Origin of the sequence: Paenibacillus sp. sptzw28 (assembly GCF_019550795.1) — a bacterium.
Lineage (GTDB): Bacteria > Bacillota > Bacilli > Paenibacillales > Paenibacillaceae > Paenibacillus_Z.
This window is the reverse complement of sequence record NZ_CP080545.1, coordinates 2,129,445-2,144,549: the sequence shown is the minus strand read 5'-3', so window position 1 is coordinate 2,144,549 and position 15,105 is coordinate 2,129,445. Positions and strand designations below refer to the sequence as shown.

Genomic DNA, 15,105 nt, shown 5'->3' with positions numbered 1-15,105 from the left:
TAAAAATGGGCGGGTAGCGGCCTTCTCGAGGCAAAGAAAGAACAACTGATCAGCGGATCAGCTGTTCTTAATCAAACGTTAACGTACTCTGTCTGTGGGGAACGTGGAGCCGACGCCTCGCGGCGCGGCGGGGAATATCCGTTCAACCATCGCATTGAATTCGGCGACGAAGCTCTGAATCGGATGGCCAAGCCTTACATCATCCATATAGGATGTCATACGTGCTACAAAATCCGGATTCGCCGATACGTATACGTTTTGGATTTGCGGCGACATGCGCTGCACAATGCCCGCTATCCGAGCTTGCAAATCCGTCGATACATTTGCGGTAGCGGCGTTCATGTAACTACCGCCGGTATTCCCGTTTCTGATGCCGGTATAGCCGTTCATATATGGGCGCATATAGCTTTGGGGCGTTCGGCCCAACAAAGGCGCGGGCGTCGCGCTTTGGCTTTGCAATCCGGCACCACCGGCGCCGGCTCTGGCTCTGCTTTGATTCAAGGAGACCGCCACATAAGCATTGTATTCGGTCAGCATCACATAAGCTTTGTTGACCTCTTTTAATTCAGCCACGCGGTCCGCGATATCATCATCCATTTCCAGACGGTAATTGGCATGAGAACCGATAATGTTGTTGCTGTTCAATCTGCGGCCTTCCATTCGATTCATTTCGTTCAACTGGTCATCCGCAAAACGTTTGTTCATAATAAGGTTGCCGTCCATGTCATACCGGATAGAGTTTGGCCTTATATCGCGATTACCGAGGTCACCCTGCCTCTCGGTGCAGCCGGCAATCACTGTACTTAACAAAGCGCCGGCTGCCGCAAGAACTGCCCATTTGCGCTGCATTTCCCATCCTCCGTTTCATTATCATGATAATACGGCCCGCTTATAGCGTTAGCCGAACGGAGTGGCTCTATGCCTGGCAACTTTTTATTCTGCTCCCATCGGTGCAAAGGCCCGGACATCCATCCTTCCGCTGCGAATTTTATCGCTGGGCGTTAGTCCGGGCGATGACCGTGTTCGTTTATCTTAAACGATGTGCTCCCAACCAATAATACGGTATTGAGTGCCTTCGTAAGCGCCGCTTCTGGATGAGGAACCGGCTGCGTCACCGTTCGGCTGCCAGGAAAGGCGAACCCGGTTGAAGCCGCCGTCCCGGTATGCAAAGGACGTTCCATCGTCTTCGAACAGCTCGAAATCCTGCGGCTCGTTTCCATATGCTTTTACCGTTATCTCAAATACGGCATTATCGGCGACGAACTCCATCGGCTTTGCCAAGGGCAGCAAGCTGTTCTCCTTTACATAGACCGGAATGCGGTCCAGCTCAGGTTCTACCGTATACGTCCGCCCGCCTTCGTAAAGCTCGCCCGTCCAGAAATCGCGCCAGCAGCCTCGCGGCAAATAAACGGACCTCATCGTCCTGCCCGTAATCAGGGGCGCGACCAGCATCCGGTCTCCCATCATGTAGGCGTCCTCGATTCCATATGTCCCGGGGTCGTCCGGATAATCCATCACAAGCGCCCTGAACGGTGGTATGCCGTCGAAATAATAGCTCGCAAAGCTGGCATACAAATAAGGGATCAGCGACATGCGCGTTTCAAACAGCTTCCGGCATATGTCACGGACCTCTTCATAGTTGTCCAGAAATTCGCCTTTCACATTCTTTTCCCTGTCAACCTGCATCCACGGCGGATTCAGAATCCGCCAGCAGTTCAGCAGCGCGAGAGGGGAGAAGATCGTCGTCTGAATCCGCCTGATCAAATCCTCGGCCGACTCGGCCTGTCTCACCTCCGGCGTCCACAACAGTCCTGAAAATCCGGCATTGACCACGCCCCGGATAAACACCTCATGGTCGTACAGATCGCTGTACAGGACGAACGGGTAAGGCGAAGCAAGAGCGCCTGACGCGCGAACCTGGGACCACGTCCGTCTCCCCGCTGTCTCGAACGGAGCCTGGACGGCCGCCTGATAGAGCGTGCCCAGCTGATTGTGCATCTGCTCTCCGTCCATGCCCGAGGGGAATTCCGTCGTATCAGGGAAGGACCAGTTGGAATGCACGAAGTCGGAGCTGTCGCATTCATCCAGCTTGAAGCCCGAAATTCCCTTCTCGACGAATTCCTTCAAGTGATGGCCGGCGAATACATCTTTGGCTTCCTTGACGGACAAATCGGGTACAAGTCCTTCCCAAACCTCGTAATTACCGGAATGGGGAAGAAGCTCCGGGTACATCGGCGATGTCGGGTGGACGAACAGATGCTCCCACAGATTGATCCTGAAATTCATGCCATACAGCTGCTTCAGCATGTCCTCATGACCCGAGAATCTGCCTTCGTCCCAGACGAACGAACACGAATAGGCTTTCGTCTGCCATCCGGGCTCAAACCCGAACACGTCGACAGGCATCCGGTCCTCCCGGAACTGTCCGGCGAGCCGCATAACGTCTTCCCTCTTCGCCGCGCTGTAGGCGCGGTACCAGACGCCGAGCCCCCAGACCGGGGGCAGGCATCCGCCGCCGGAGAACAAGTTATACCGCTGTACTGCCGTTTTGAGGTCCGGGCCTTCAAACAGATAAATATCGATCCCTTGCGCCGCCGGCACGTCGATGACCATCGTGCGGTCGCCCTCCGCGGCCTGATAGCCGTACAATTCAATCTCGGAGGTGGCAACCTCCTTCTGTTCGGCACTCTTATGCTCCGAAGCTCCTTTGCGCAAGTTGGTGCCGCAGTAGAAGGCTGCATACCTGGACGTGTCAATATAGACGCCGTAGCCGCCGGTCGACACATAGAAAGGTACGGGCGCATGGCTGTCCCCCGTATCCGTAACCGGATCGCTGTTGACGCGCATCACCTTTTTCCGGCCGGTATGATTGACACGGTGCAGCTGCAGGCCGAAGCCGTAGATCTGCTCCTCTGCCCGAAGCGGGAGCTCAATCTTCACCCCGCGCGCGGTATGATGAATGCTTATCTCCGATTCGGGAACAGGAGACACTCCCGGGCAGTCAAGACGATCCAGCTCCTCGTATCGAATCTCCGTTTCCCGCAGGCTTACTGGCGTATGACGCTCGGGCTCTCCCCCGCGGAGCCTCCAGACACCGTTTGCTATTTTATCCATTGGCAATCACCTCAGGCTCCATGATTTTAAATCCCCGGACGCTTCTTCACAGACGGTCCTTCCGTCTTCGCCAATCTCCCGGATCTGTAAGGAGATGGCTTCTCCATCCCCTTCAAAACCGCTCAGCTTGATGATTTGCCGTCTGCCGTCCGACAATTCCACGCTTATCTCATCTGCCGAAGCTGCGGAAGCGCTGATTATTTGTGCGGTATGTTCATAGGTTTCAATGACGGAAATAAATCGGGCGCTTTTGCCGACAACGCGGGCGCTCAGCATTTTGCGGCGGTACGTCTCATCGCCCAAGGGGAAATCGCCCCCGATGGAAGCGACGAAACGCACTGCATTCAAGCCTGACAAGTCTACGGAGATAATGCCTTCCCGGTCTGAATCGGCAGGGTTGGCAGGTACCGCTCGGTCGAACCGCTTCCCTGCAAGCTTAACCGGACCGCCTTCGTAATCCGTCCCGATTCCGCGGCCTTGGTCTGTGTTCTCGAAGCTTAGCGGCAAATCCGCCAAATACCGGATTTCCCCTTCCGCCGTAACGACGTACGGATCGCCCCAAAAAATCGTCTTCTCCGGCTCGTTCATCACGCCAAGCTCGTTCATTACATCGTCCGTGCGGACCCGCAGCGATAGTGTTCCGACACCTTCAATAGATAAGTTTAGTTCATCCCTTCCCAGTATCCATGCCCCGAATTTGCCTTCGGTAAGCGAGAGACCGTCTCCTTCAACCGTATAGTAGAGCTGCTTCTGGACAGGGAAATATTCCGGATCGGTTCCGACGATCATCGTAAGCTGCGGCGGCCATACCGTATAGTGATCGATCTTGAGCGGGCCGTCCTCGTTGAATGCGGTCCGGTTCGCCCTGTTGTCATACTCGGCACCGAAGCCCATCTCGAAGCCGGCCTTGACCGGTCCGGCCATGTCATACCAATCGCAATCGGTGATGAATTGCGCGCTTCCCAGCGGATCGGGATTCCACTGCTCCGTATGCCCTCTGTGCCGCTTCTCATCCGCTTCCAAAGCAATCAAGCCTTTGCAATGGAACAAAGAGTCATAGGTATGCTCTTCCTCCCCGTTCAAATAATCGAAAAGCACCACATAATCGTCTGTGACAACGGTCATCCGCCGCTGCAGGACAGGCTCGGTAAAAGCGGTTCGCTTCGAGTAATCCGGAGCTTCTTCCGGTACGGGCACATAACGGCCCTCGTTCCAGGCACGCTCCGCAAACGTCTTTTCCCCGTTGACCCGCCACCCTCCGTAAGGGGGATGTGACCAGCGGGCTTTATTCTCCACTGCGCAGGCTTGGAATAACCGGCCGCTGTGAAACAGAAGCCTTCTTCCTTCTACCGGATCCTGAAGCTTCTGATCCACGACGACCATGTTGTGAGTAAGAGAATTTTGCACATAAAATTTATACATAAACGTATGGTAGTGGTACCAAATATTTTCCGGATTATAGAAGCTTCTTCCATACCTCATAACGGACAGCAGGCTGACCCTGTCGTAGTGACCGTGAGCCCCTCCGTGGGAGCCGTATTTCACGACGGCCTGAATCTGTTCGCGCGGAGCCCTCCCCTCCGTTTGCGAACGAAGGACGGCTACACCGGCATTGTCCGCATATGCTGAAGACAGATACGGTTTGGATTCGCTTTGCGTAAGGTCTGGGACGGCATACAGCAGGTCCCTGTCCGCAAGCTCGCAAGTGAGCAGCACGTCGGCATACTCCGGCCTGCGGTAGAGATAATAAGCAAGATCGAAGCGGGCATCCATATACCCTCTCGGCGAAATGCCCGGAAGCTTCGACTCGGCGGAATCGTTAATGCCGAACAGAACGCCGCGGTAATCCGCGAAAGGCAGCAGGCTGTCCCACAGCTGGCTGATCGAACGGTAATTCATTCGGCTTGGTCCCCATATATCGAGACTGAGGCCGTCAATATCCGGTTTCGCCCCCGGGGTAACCTGATCATAATAATGGGCGGGAACCCACATATCGGAGAGATTGATGCCCCATGGCCTGCAGCTTTGCGTGATCTCGGAGAACAGCCCGGCCGCCATCAGGTTGTAGCCGACCGAGCATTCATACCACCATCCGTCGTCCAAGGTGCCTTTGGACAGATGATCGGTAAAGCCTCCTGTTCCGTACAGGAACCGGTTCATCCACTCATAATCCTGAAGCGACTGGCTGCAGTATAAAGCGCCGATCATTTCGGCGAGCGTCCAATTGGAAGTCCCGCCCTTGCACAGCGCGAAGTCGATCAGCTTGATAAAAAGACGGAAGGTCCGCTTCACATTGGCATGGTCTTCCTCCGAAAGCAATCCGGAATCGTATATCAAATCGTAGACGACCGCTGCATGCTTGAACAATTCGCCTTCGTGGACGAGCTCCTGATGGCTGGTTCTTCCCGTTGCGGGATACCCTTTCTCCGGGTCGGCGAGCCTGCGCAGGAACAGTGCCGCTTTCTCCCCGAATTCCCCTCTGCCTGTTACCTTCCAGGCAATCGCCGCATTCTCGGCTTCGTGCGAATTATGGGTCTCGAACATATAGGGGCCGATATGGATTTCAGGCACCATCCATTGGTCCGCCCGCTGCTCGTACATAGCCAGAAGCTCCCTGGCCCACTCATGGCTTTGAACCTTCTCCCGGACCCCGTTCCATTCCGGTTCGGTCATTTTGATATACGGGTGAGGAAGAGAGCGGAGAGTGAACAGCTCCAGAACGTCTGCGGCGGCTCCTAGTCCGCCGGGGACTGCCGTAATTTTCTGCCTTTCATGGCCGCCCGGAGCGACTTTCTCCGGAACATTCACGCTGACCCGGAGCTTCTTCGATTCCCAAGGCTCTAGTATCAGGAAGGGCGGGTCCAGCTTGACGGACATCGTTTCCCACCCGTATTTCTCGCAGTTAAAGCTTACCGGTTGCTCACGGCCCGTACAATTGTGAACCGTGACGTCGTATTCAGCCTTTCCCCCGCCAGGTGCTGCGATAGAGCGGATAGGCGCGCTGATATGGACAGCCTGCCTGCGTCTCAGCTCCATTCGAAGCAGCTTGAAAGGTTCTTTCAAGGCATCATCCGCAGAAACATCTGCTTTCCATTCGCCGGATATCCGGATGGACCTTACAAACTTCCATTTTCCGGACAAGGACTTCTTATCGTCAAACTGATGAAGCGGGATGGTGACGGAATGCCTGCCATGTCCTGAAATCAGACATTGGGCTGCCGCAAACTCAACCTTCTCCGGCAGAGGACTTTTATTCACGAGCAATCCGACCTCCGCTTTCAGTTCCAGCAGTCCGTCCGCCTGCAGCTCCACTTCCAATTCCAGGCCGTGCCAATCTCTCAGATCGGCGCTATAATCGTTCTTCTCTTCAAAGCCGCGCAAATACCAATTATTCGGCTCGTGCACGCCCGGATATTGAAAGGTTATGTTGTTAAAATCTTCATAAAGAATATCCCATTCCATGAGGTCGATTCTCACAGCATCCGTATTCAATACATACACCATCCTTCTCTGTTACTCGTTTCTTAAGCGTAGCACATGAAAATGGCCGGCATATGCCATTTTTTTAAGCTTTTTGCGCAGTTTCTTAAGGAGTAAGAGGGGGAGATGTGCAGTGTCAGAATTGTCGAGAAAACAAGCAGTGAAAAACAAAAAAACTCGATCGCAATGACCGAGCCTTCTATCATTATGACGCAGCATCTTCCTTCAGCTTGCTGAAATTCAAATCGCCCATTCACGGCAGAAACCGTCTAAGCTATGTTAAGGCGACCGAAGAACCCCCTGCGTACTCTTGCTTTCTAACTGCTCCGAAGTCAAGGAGTGTTAAACTGAAGCACAGTTATGATACGATGGATAAGAAATCGTTATCATGCCTCTTCCTTGAAGCGGGTAATAACTGCGTACATGATCTTCGAAAGGTGGACTCAGCCTAGTGGAGCTCCCAAAAGTTAGTGTCGAAAATATGAACGTCAAGATTTCGTTAGGCGGATTATTATTAAACGTTCTGTATGTCAGGTTCGGGTACTTTTACCAATCCTTTCTGGAACACAGCCATAGCATTAAAAGCTACGAACTGCATTATATTCCTCGGGGACAGGGAATCCTGATAGCAAACGGCCGCCAATATCCGATACTTCCCGGTACGCTTTACATGACTGGCCCGGATATTGCGCACGAGCAAATTACCGAACTCTCCGACCCTATGGCAGAATACTGCATTTGCTTTGAAGTGTTAGCCAAACATGTTAACGATGATCCGGAGCTCTCCTTCCTTGCAGACCAGTTCGTTCAAACAACCTTCTGGTTCGGTCAGGACAAGCAAAATTTGATGCAATTATTCGAGCAGCTCTCCTTTGAAACAACCCACCGGTATATCGGCTACTACCCGACCGTTCAAAATATTATCGAGCAGATCGTGATCAAGCTGATCAGAAACTACACAAATAATTATCCGGCATCCGCCGCTATGCCGCTTAAAACCTTGGATGACAAGAGAGTTGTTATCATTGAGAACAGCTTTCTGACAAACTTTCATGATTTAACGATACAGAAGCTCGCTCAAAAACTGGGGTTAAGCGTCAGACAGACGGAGAGAACAATTCAACAGTATTATGGCATGTCGTTTACGCAAAAAAAGACAAAGGCAAGAATGACGGCTGCCGCTCACCTTCTTACTACGACCACAATTTCAATTAGCGAAATAGCGCAGCAAGTCGGTTTTTCTTCATTGGAACCCTTTTGTACCGCATTTAAGAAATACTACAATGTCCCGGCAAGCGAGTTTCGCAACCAAATCGCCTTGAAATAGACTCTTACACTTGTGTTTCTGAACCATCCATTTACTCCTCATTCAAATAAAATACGACTGTAACATCTGTACCGGAACTGAGCGTTAAATGAATATGTTTATCAAGTCCATCGGAAAGCGCTTTTGCTTGACGGCCGTCAACTGTTGCTTTTGCCCACGGAATGCCGGCTTTTATTTTGATCTGATTGTGATCAGCGACCGATTTAAAAGTAACAGTTACAATATTAGATAACATGTCCCATGATAACTCTCTAACCTCCACCCGAGTCCTTGCCATCAATCCGCTGATGGATCCCGCTTTCCATTCGGTGGGCAGTGCCGGAAGAACTTCAATTTCACCCGTATTGGAAAATAATAGAGCTTCATTTACTGCTCCCACAGTCCCAAATAATGTATCCGTGCAATAGCAGTCGCTTCTTCTGTTTGTGTCGTGGTCTGTCATCAAGGAAGTGTAGTAACCGGACTCCGTCATCATCGGCAGAAGAGAAGAGATGACCCCGTCGCCGTTTTTTAATCTGGCGTAGACCAGAGCCTTGTGCATCCAGCCGTGCCCTGCCGTCGCGTCCCCTGTATTGTATTTATTTCTGTTCTCAACAGCGATATTGGCAGCTTTAGTCAACTCCATATTGTTCTGCGTTTCATACGCAGGCCATGCCGGATAGAGATGGCTCAAATGGCGGTGGTTGTTGTTTTCGGCGTATTCATTCATCGCCCATTCGCGTAAAGCGCCGTCCTTATCAACCTTATAATCCGGCAGCAGCCTCAGCAACGCTTCCCATTTGACGATTGCGACTTCATATCCGTCGCGTTTCACTGCATTTTCGATGGCTATGACCATATGCAGTCCATCCCGCGCCGCAGCAATATCCATCGTGGCATTTGCCGTAATCGTACTGTTGTACCCGATCGGGTTATTTTCCGGTGAATAGGTAGGGATTAGCATATATTTCTCGCCCGGATTTAACGCCGTTTTACCTTTCTCATAACTCGCGTTGCCATTAATATCCGTATAGTATTCCGGAGTGCATAACTGTTCCCAGAAGTTCGCCTGTTTGGTAAGCAGCGGAAGCAGAATATCCTGTTCTAAATCCAAATATCCCTTATCTGTCAATTGTCTGAATTCTTCATCCGACAGCCCTCCGTCCTCTACACTGAGAAGCGGTTTGAGATCATGGATTCTCATGTTGTCGTGGATTGGAATCTTTCGGTTGCCGTAACACTGCCAATACTCAAAGATAGGAAGCAGGCACCAGCTTGCCCCGGCATTCCAATATTCAAACGGATAGTCATTGTCGTATTCCACATGCATTGCGCGGTCGATGTCCGAGTTGACCGACACCTGCAGCGCATCATGCATCCCGTAAGCCATTCGCGCATTGTATTCGAAGTCGGGCGTGTTTCTCAAGAAGAATATGATATACCCAAGCTGCGCCTCTGTTAAATGGCTTGTATTCATGGGGGAAACCTGTAAATTCACGTTGGCGTCAAGGGTATAGATGCCACGCCAGCCAGGATTCCACTCCCCGGTCCACATCCCATACAATCGCGGCGCGCTTGAACCGCTGCAGCATATCAAGGCATATCGTCCCTGATTGTACACCTGCTCCATGAAAGCATGATTGATCCTCGTTGTCGATTCCTTTTGCGCGTTGATAAGCGTCAAGTTGTCCGCGCTCTTGAATTTCTCGTCGCCTTTAAGCGTAAAACATACAGCGTTAAATTCTGCGGACTGTTTGTCGCTATGCGGCTCAAGGGCAGCGTTATAATCGAATGTACCGGAAGGATCTTTATACTTTTCCGCTGCAGCATTCGTGTTTTTATAAAGATAGTCTACAAGAGCATATTGCGTCATACGGGTAAAATCTTCAATTTTGCCCATATCAAATGTCCTGTTCGATTGCGTTATTAAATATACGGCGTCGGCGTCGGTCACTTGAATGGCCGGATTCTGCAGCGTCCCAACGTTGATCTGTTCATTCGTGTCAGCGAGCTGCACCTGTTTCTTGGTTCCGTTAACAACAATAACCTGTGTCAGTCCGGCATATCCCCCATTGATCAGTTCGCTGCCTGGGTAAGCAGGATAATGTGCAACCTGTGCGATATATTCCGCATTTGGATCGACCAGCTTTTTATATTGAAGTGCACTAAGCTCGGTGTGACCATCGCGTGCCTTATACATGCTCGAAACGTCATCAATGGAGATGATCATGTTGATTTTTGCACCGGCGGAGGATTGTTCGATTTTCGTAATCGAAACATTGTCTTCTCTGGATGTAAATGAGGTTCGGATCCACTCGCCACATTCATCGGTATAACGAACGCCGGTTTCCGCCGTTTCATAATTCGTCCATCTTTCATAACCGGATACGGTCCCCTTGGAAGTCATGCCAAGTCTGAGCTGGTGTCCCGGATGATAGCTGTAAAAAAAAGTTCTTTTCCTTGTTTTACCGTCCGCATGGGTAATCTTCCATCCATCATTCAGGTTAAAAACATTCCATCTGGCATCAGCAAGCTGTCCCGTTAATTCTTCCGGAATCACTCTTGGATCTCGGGACGGATAGTTGAACCACATATATTGAAATATAAAACTGTCCGTATACGGCGACCCTGACGTAATATAACCGTTTTCGCCGTTTCCGCTGATCATGCCTTCCCGCCATGCCAATCCTGGATTTGAGGCTGGCACTTCTGTGTACGTGCTGGCGTAATTTCCTTTTTGGTACATGCGTTTGACTTCCGATACTTTAGTCATTTTATTACTCTCCTAATCTGAAATAAAAAAGGTCCTGATTTGACAGCGTTATCAAATAAACGCCCGGCTTATGGCTTTAATTATATCGGGCGGAAGAAGGATCAGTGAATCGTTCAACGCGACACAATAGATTGCAAACATGTCGCAATTGTGCAGGCAGCCCGGTTTCAGGAGAACAGCACGTTGTTGAATACAATAAAAAAAAAGAGCCGGCGGCTCATGGTTTCGGCTCTTTTATGCTATCCCGATATTGTCCCGGTGTCTGTTCTGCATATTTGCGGAACACCTTATAGAAGGTGCGGCGGTTCTCGAAACCGACACAACCGGCGATTCTATCAAGCGATATATTCTGTCCGCCGGTCAGCAGCTCTTTCGCTTTCCCGATCCGGGTTTGATTGAGGTAATGGACGAATGAATCGCCGGTTTCGTTCTTGAACAGTTTGCCAATGTATACCGGGTGCAGATCGAGATAGGCCGCCGCATCAGACAATGAAATATCCTTCATGTAATTGTTATGAATATAATCGATCAACATCTTTATATGATCGCTGAAGGACTGGCAGGTCTCATCTTCTGCGCTGCCGGCTTCATTCTCCCGGCGCCGCTGATCCATCACCTCGATAGCCATTCGCTTCAATAATTCCGCCAGCTGCGCTTCATCAACCGGCTTAAGCAAATATTCGCTTACCTGCAAGCGGACCGCATGCTGTGCATATTCAAATAAATCAAACCCTGAGAGAATGATAAACCGTCTGACATTCCTGGCCTTAGCTCTGCGAATGAATTCCAGACCACTCATTTCGGGCATTTGGATGTCCGTAATAACGAGATCGGGCTGGAAATACGCGATCATTTCCAACGCTTCTATACTATCGCCGGCCGTTGCGATTCTCGTAAAAGCCGTGTTCGCTTTCTCCACCATGTCCCGGATCCCGGTCAAAATAATCGGTTCATCGTCCACGATCATCAGCTTGAGCATGGCCATTCTCCTTCATCGTGAGTTTAAGGGTACATCGCGTACCCTTTCCTGGAGTATTTATAATATTAATCTCTGAATTCGGGCCGAAATAAGCTCTGACTCTCTCCGCCACATTGCTCAGCCCAATTCCCGTACCTTGCGTTTCGATGACACCGTCCCCTATGTCACCATTGAGGATTCGCTTCAAAACAACCAGCTTGTCAGGCTCTATTCCCGCGCCGTTGTCCTCCACTTCGATCATCATTCGGTCAACCTCTTTCTTTATGCTTACGCCGATCCGTTTAACGCCTCTCTTCCTTGATAATCCGTGAATCATGCTGTTTTCCACGAGAGGCTGAAGTATAAATCGCGGACAAGAAACCGTCAGGACACTTTCTTCCACATCCAAATCGAATATCAAATCCTTCATGCGGATTTGATGGATGGACATATAGGAACGAATCTGCTCCAGTTCTTCCTTCAGAATCGTATCCGTATTTTTGGATAAGCTGTAGCGGAGAAGATTCCCGAGCGAGAATGCCATTTCCGCGACGACCCGGCCCTGATTGGATCTTGCAAGCATTCGCATCGTTTCCAGCGTATTGTATAGGAAATGGGGCTGAATTTGTGCCTGCAGCATTTTGAAGTCAGCCTCTTTCTTAAGCAGCTCCACCTTCTGGACACGATAGACGAGTTCATCAATCCGGGTGATCATCGCATTGTAGCTTGTAATCAGAAAGCCGATTTCATCCCTGCCGGTATGGCCTGCAAAATGCTTGCCGAGCGAGTCTTGTCCGACTTTCCTCATATGACGGGATAACATCACGATTCGCTTAGTAAGTGACGAAACAATCAAATAATAGCTGACGGACAGCAAGCCAAGAAGTAAGAACCCTCCAGCTACCCACAGCTGTTTGACCCGCAGGAATTCAAATAACACGTTTTGCTTGTTGATTTCAATAACGGTCAGGCCGAGTCTTGGAATGCTCACGGAATTTACAAGCAATTGGTCATGCCAGGCGAGAAACGATTTGGAAGCGCCGCTGTGAATGTCTGCCATTATATTTGAGATTTGACTCTGCGGGATATTCGACTGGAAAGGAGTATCGACCGAATTCCCCTGCTTGTCCATAAGGAGAATCGCATTATCGCGATGGACGTCACGAATATTCTGCATGAAGTCACCAAGCAGTTTGGGCTCGACTGACAATTCAATAATGCCAAGATCTCTTGTGAAAGTATCGTTGTATATTTTTTGGTAGTAAGTGAGTGAAATTTCTTTCGCGCTTACCGACTTTTTCCAAAGTCCTTGCGAAGGGCGCAAGGCGTTTATTTCGTCCCGTGAGAGCTTATCGTAAATGTTGTAGAACGGGCGAAAACCAGTTACCGTAAGCAGCCTCTTCTGCGACTTCGGGTATATTGTAAGCGATTGCACCGACGGCTCCGCCAAGGTTGCAAACGATATGGCCGGACTGATTTCCCTCAAATAGAAATAAATAAGATCCCGGTCATCGGTATATTCATCGCGTAAATAATCGATCAGGGCTGCATTATTCTGATAAATCGATTGCAGGGATTCAATCTTGCCCAGTGTCGAATCCAGGTTGCCGGCCAGCTGCTCAATATTTTGCTGGTTGGACAGCTGGTACTGCGTCAACAATTTATCGTACAGCTGCATATAAACAAAGACGGTAAACAGAAGAAATGGAAGTACAATGAGCAGAACATACCCGATGATCATTTTCGTACTGATGCGCATACGATCCATTCCTCCGTGCCTGAATGAAGTGTGCTGACAAAAGACGCATACGGAATGTAAAGCCTGATGAAAGACCTTACATTCCGTATGCTTCTTCGTTCATTCTATAGGGAAGGCGTTCATTTCGTCAAACTGTCGTATTTTTCCTTCAACGGGCCGTATTGCGAATTCGCCCATGCTTCCAGCTTCTCTAATCCCATCTTCTCCGCTTTTTTGAGAATCTCATCATAAGCTTTGTTTGCCTCGTCCTGGCTTGGCGCCAGATAAACCTTCGTCATTTCCGTTTTTACCATATTATCGATATTCGCTTTAATAATCTGTTCGGGCGAATCCGTATCCGGGTTAATCATGCCGATTGCCGGGTTTAATGTGATAATTTTGGAATACTGCTCTCCTTGCCGGGTCGTTTCCGAACCCTCCTTATAGGACGTTAAGGCCATTCCGACGCCCGTTTCCCATGGTACGCCCCACCAGTATACGCCTTTCTTCTTCAGCGTTTCCAGGTCGTTGACGTCATAATTGAATTCCGGATAGCCGGCCGGATTCCAGGTCCAATCCTTTCCTTCGACGCCCCATTCGCCAAGTCTCCAACCTTCTTCGGAGTACATATACTTCAGGAATTTCACGGTAGCTTCTACGTTCTTATTGTTCTTCGTGACATAAGCGCCCAAACCGCCGGTTCCGGTACTTACGATTTTCGCATCCGGGCTGAGCGGTTCTGCAAGCTGCACGAACTCGTACTTACCCTTGGCGTCCGCATTGAGGCGCTCTGCCCCGGAGTATGTCCACGTATAAGCGAATCCTTTGCCGGCAAGCATCATTTGCTCGGTCTCGGTTTCATTCTTATAGGCATAATTCTCCGATGTCACAAAATCATTGCGGTACAAGCTGTTCATATACAGAACCGACTTACGCAAGGCGTCCTGCTTCAGGTAGTAGATGAGCTTTCCGTTCTCATCCGCGAACCCTCCCTGAGCGCCGTATTGCACATCAAAATAAGGTCTCTGCCAGTTCGGATTTATAATAAGCGGCGTAATGTCCGGATGCTTCCTCTTGACATCGGCGAACACTTTATCCAGATCGGAAAGCGAACTGATCGAAGGGTTCCCAAGCTCCTGCAAAATATCTTTGCGCAAGGAGAGGCCCGGAACCATCATATGCGCGTAGGGATTCGCTTTCCATTCCGCTTCGGTCGAGAAATCATTCCGGATCGCGTAATAATTGCCGTCGCTGACGGTGTTGACGAATTCTTTCACCGGGTCGAATTTGACGTCGGGCGCGTACTTCGGAAATATTTCATTGTAGGGAAGGCTCACATTAGCATCCGACATCAGCTTGAAGTTGAAAGAAAGGATGAGGTCGGGCAGATCGCCGGAAGCAACCATCAAAGCAAGCTGCTTGTCATCGGTTGCCACCGTTACCTTCGGCTTTATGCAGGTTGCCTTTGTAATAAATTCTGGAATTTCACCGGACCATTCCTGAAACGGATACCAGGTGGCATCGACGAACATGCTGAGTTCTACCGGTTTCGTGCAGTCGCCTTGTTCGCTGCCGCCGTTACCTTCTTTGTTGGAGTCTGCAGCAGTTCCATTGCCATTTGCGGCTCCGCCGTTATTTTCGCTCTTGCTGCATGCCGCCAGTATACTGCCAAGCAGAAGCAGAAGAGCCATGAGCATGGTGATGCTATTGAAGCGTTTAGCCATTTTTATCCCCCC

The 15,105-nt window shown here is 50.3% G+C and carries 8 protein-coding genes; 1 reads left to right on the top strand and 7 read right to left on the bottom strand.

The window, feature by feature from the left end; translation table 11 throughout:
• Positions 1 to 78 precede the first annotated feature (78 nt).
• The 3 genes from KZ483_RS09400 to KZ483_RS09390 all read right to left on the bottom strand — a co-directional run bounded on the left by KZ483_RS09400 (position 79) and on the right by KZ483_RS09390 (position 6,606).
• A complete protein-coding gene (locus KZ483_RS09400) occupies positions 79 to 849 on the bottom strand; it encodes a YhcN/YlaJ family sporulation lipoprotein (RefSeq protein ID WP_220352377.1) in 771 nt (256 codons plus the stop codon).
• A gap of 183 nt (positions 850 to 1,032) precedes the next feature.
• Positions 1,033 to 3,114, bottom strand: a complete 2,082-nt coding sequence (locus KZ483_RS09395; RefSeq protein ID WP_220352376.1) for a glycoside hydrolase family 31 protein — start codon at positions 3,112 to 3,114, stop codon at positions 1,033 to 1,035.
• Positions 3,115 to 3,120: 6 nt separating this feature from the next.
• Positions 3,121 to 6,606: a COG1470 family protein gene (locus KZ483_RS09390; RefSeq protein ID WP_258881617.1), complete on the bottom strand. Its 3,486-nt coding sequence runs from the start codon at positions 6,604 to 6,606 to the stop codon at positions 3,121 to 3,123.
• Positions 6,607 to 7,075: 469 nt separating this feature from the next.
• On the opposite strand from KZ483_RS09390, the gene KZ483_RS09385 reads away from it, so the two are divergent.
• The gene (locus KZ483_RS09385) at positions 7,076 to 7,921 is read left to right on the top strand and encodes an AraC family transcriptional regulator (protein WP_220352374.1); all 846 of its coding nucleotides are present in this window, start codon (positions 7,076 to 7,078) and stop codon (positions 7,919 to 7,921) included.
• Positions 7,922 to 7,952: 31 nt separating this feature from the next.
• Here KZ483_RS09385 and KZ483_RS09380 read toward each other — a convergent pair whose 3' ends face one another.
• From KZ483_RS09380 to KZ483_RS09365, 4 genes are all read right to left on the bottom strand, one after another.
• Positions 7,953 to 10,673: a glycosyl hydrolase family 95 catalytic domain-containing protein gene (locus KZ483_RS09380; RefSeq protein WP_220352373.1), complete on the bottom strand. Its 2,721-nt coding sequence runs from the start codon at positions 10,671 to 10,673 to the stop codon at positions 7,953 to 7,955.
• A gap of 217 nt (positions 10,674 to 10,890) precedes the next feature.
• Positions 10,891 to 11,652 carry a response regulator gene (locus KZ483_RS09375; protein ID WP_220352372.1) on the bottom strand — a complete coding sequence of 254 codons (762 nt, stop codon included), beginning with the start codon at positions 11,650 to 11,652 and terminating at the stop codon, positions 10,891 to 10,893.
• A complete protein-coding gene (locus KZ483_RS09370) occupies positions 11,624 to 13,390 on the bottom strand; it encodes a sensor histidine kinase (protein ID WP_220352371.1) in 1,767 nt (588 codons plus the stop codon). Before KZ483_RS09370 ends, KZ483_RS09375 begins: the two co-directional genes overlap by 29 nt.
• Positions 13,391 to 13,509: 119 nt before the next feature.
• A complete protein-coding gene (locus KZ483_RS09365) occupies positions 13,510 to 15,093 on the bottom strand; it encodes an extracellular solute-binding protein (RefSeq protein ID WP_220352370.1) in 1,584 nt (527 codons plus the stop codon).
• Positions 15,094 to 15,105 lie beyond the last annotated feature (12 nt).

Excerpts from the sequence above, each read along its gene's own strand:
- KZ483_RS09400 (WP_220352377.1), bottom strand. The coding sequence starts at position 849 with ATGCAGCGCAAATGGGCAGTTCTTGCGGCAGCCGGCGCTTTGTTAAGT.
- KZ483_RS09395 (WP_220352376.1), bottom strand. The coding sequence starts at position 3,114 with ATGGATAAAATAGCAAACGGTGTCTGGAGGCTCCGCGGGGGAGAGCCC.
- KZ483_RS09385 (WP_220352374.1), top strand. The coding sequence starts at position 7,076 with ATGAACGTCAAGATTTCGTTAGGCGGATTATTATTAAACGTTCTGTAT.
- KZ483_RS09380 (WP_220352373.1), bottom strand. The coding sequence starts at position 10,673 with ATGACTAAAGTATCGGAAGTCAAACGCATGTACCAAAAAGGAAATTAC.
- KZ483_RS09375 (WP_220352372.1), bottom strand. The coding sequence starts at position 11,652 with ATGCTCAAGCTGATGATCGTGGACGATGAACCGATTATTTTGACCGGG.
- KZ483_RS09370 (WP_220352371.1), bottom strand. The coding sequence starts at position 13,390 with ATGCGCATCAGTACGAAAATGATCATCGGGTATGTTCTGCTCATTGTA.
- KZ483_RS09365 (WP_220352370.1), bottom strand. The coding sequence starts at position 15,093 with ATGGCTAAACGCTTCAATAGCATCACCATGCTCATGGCTCTTCTGCTT.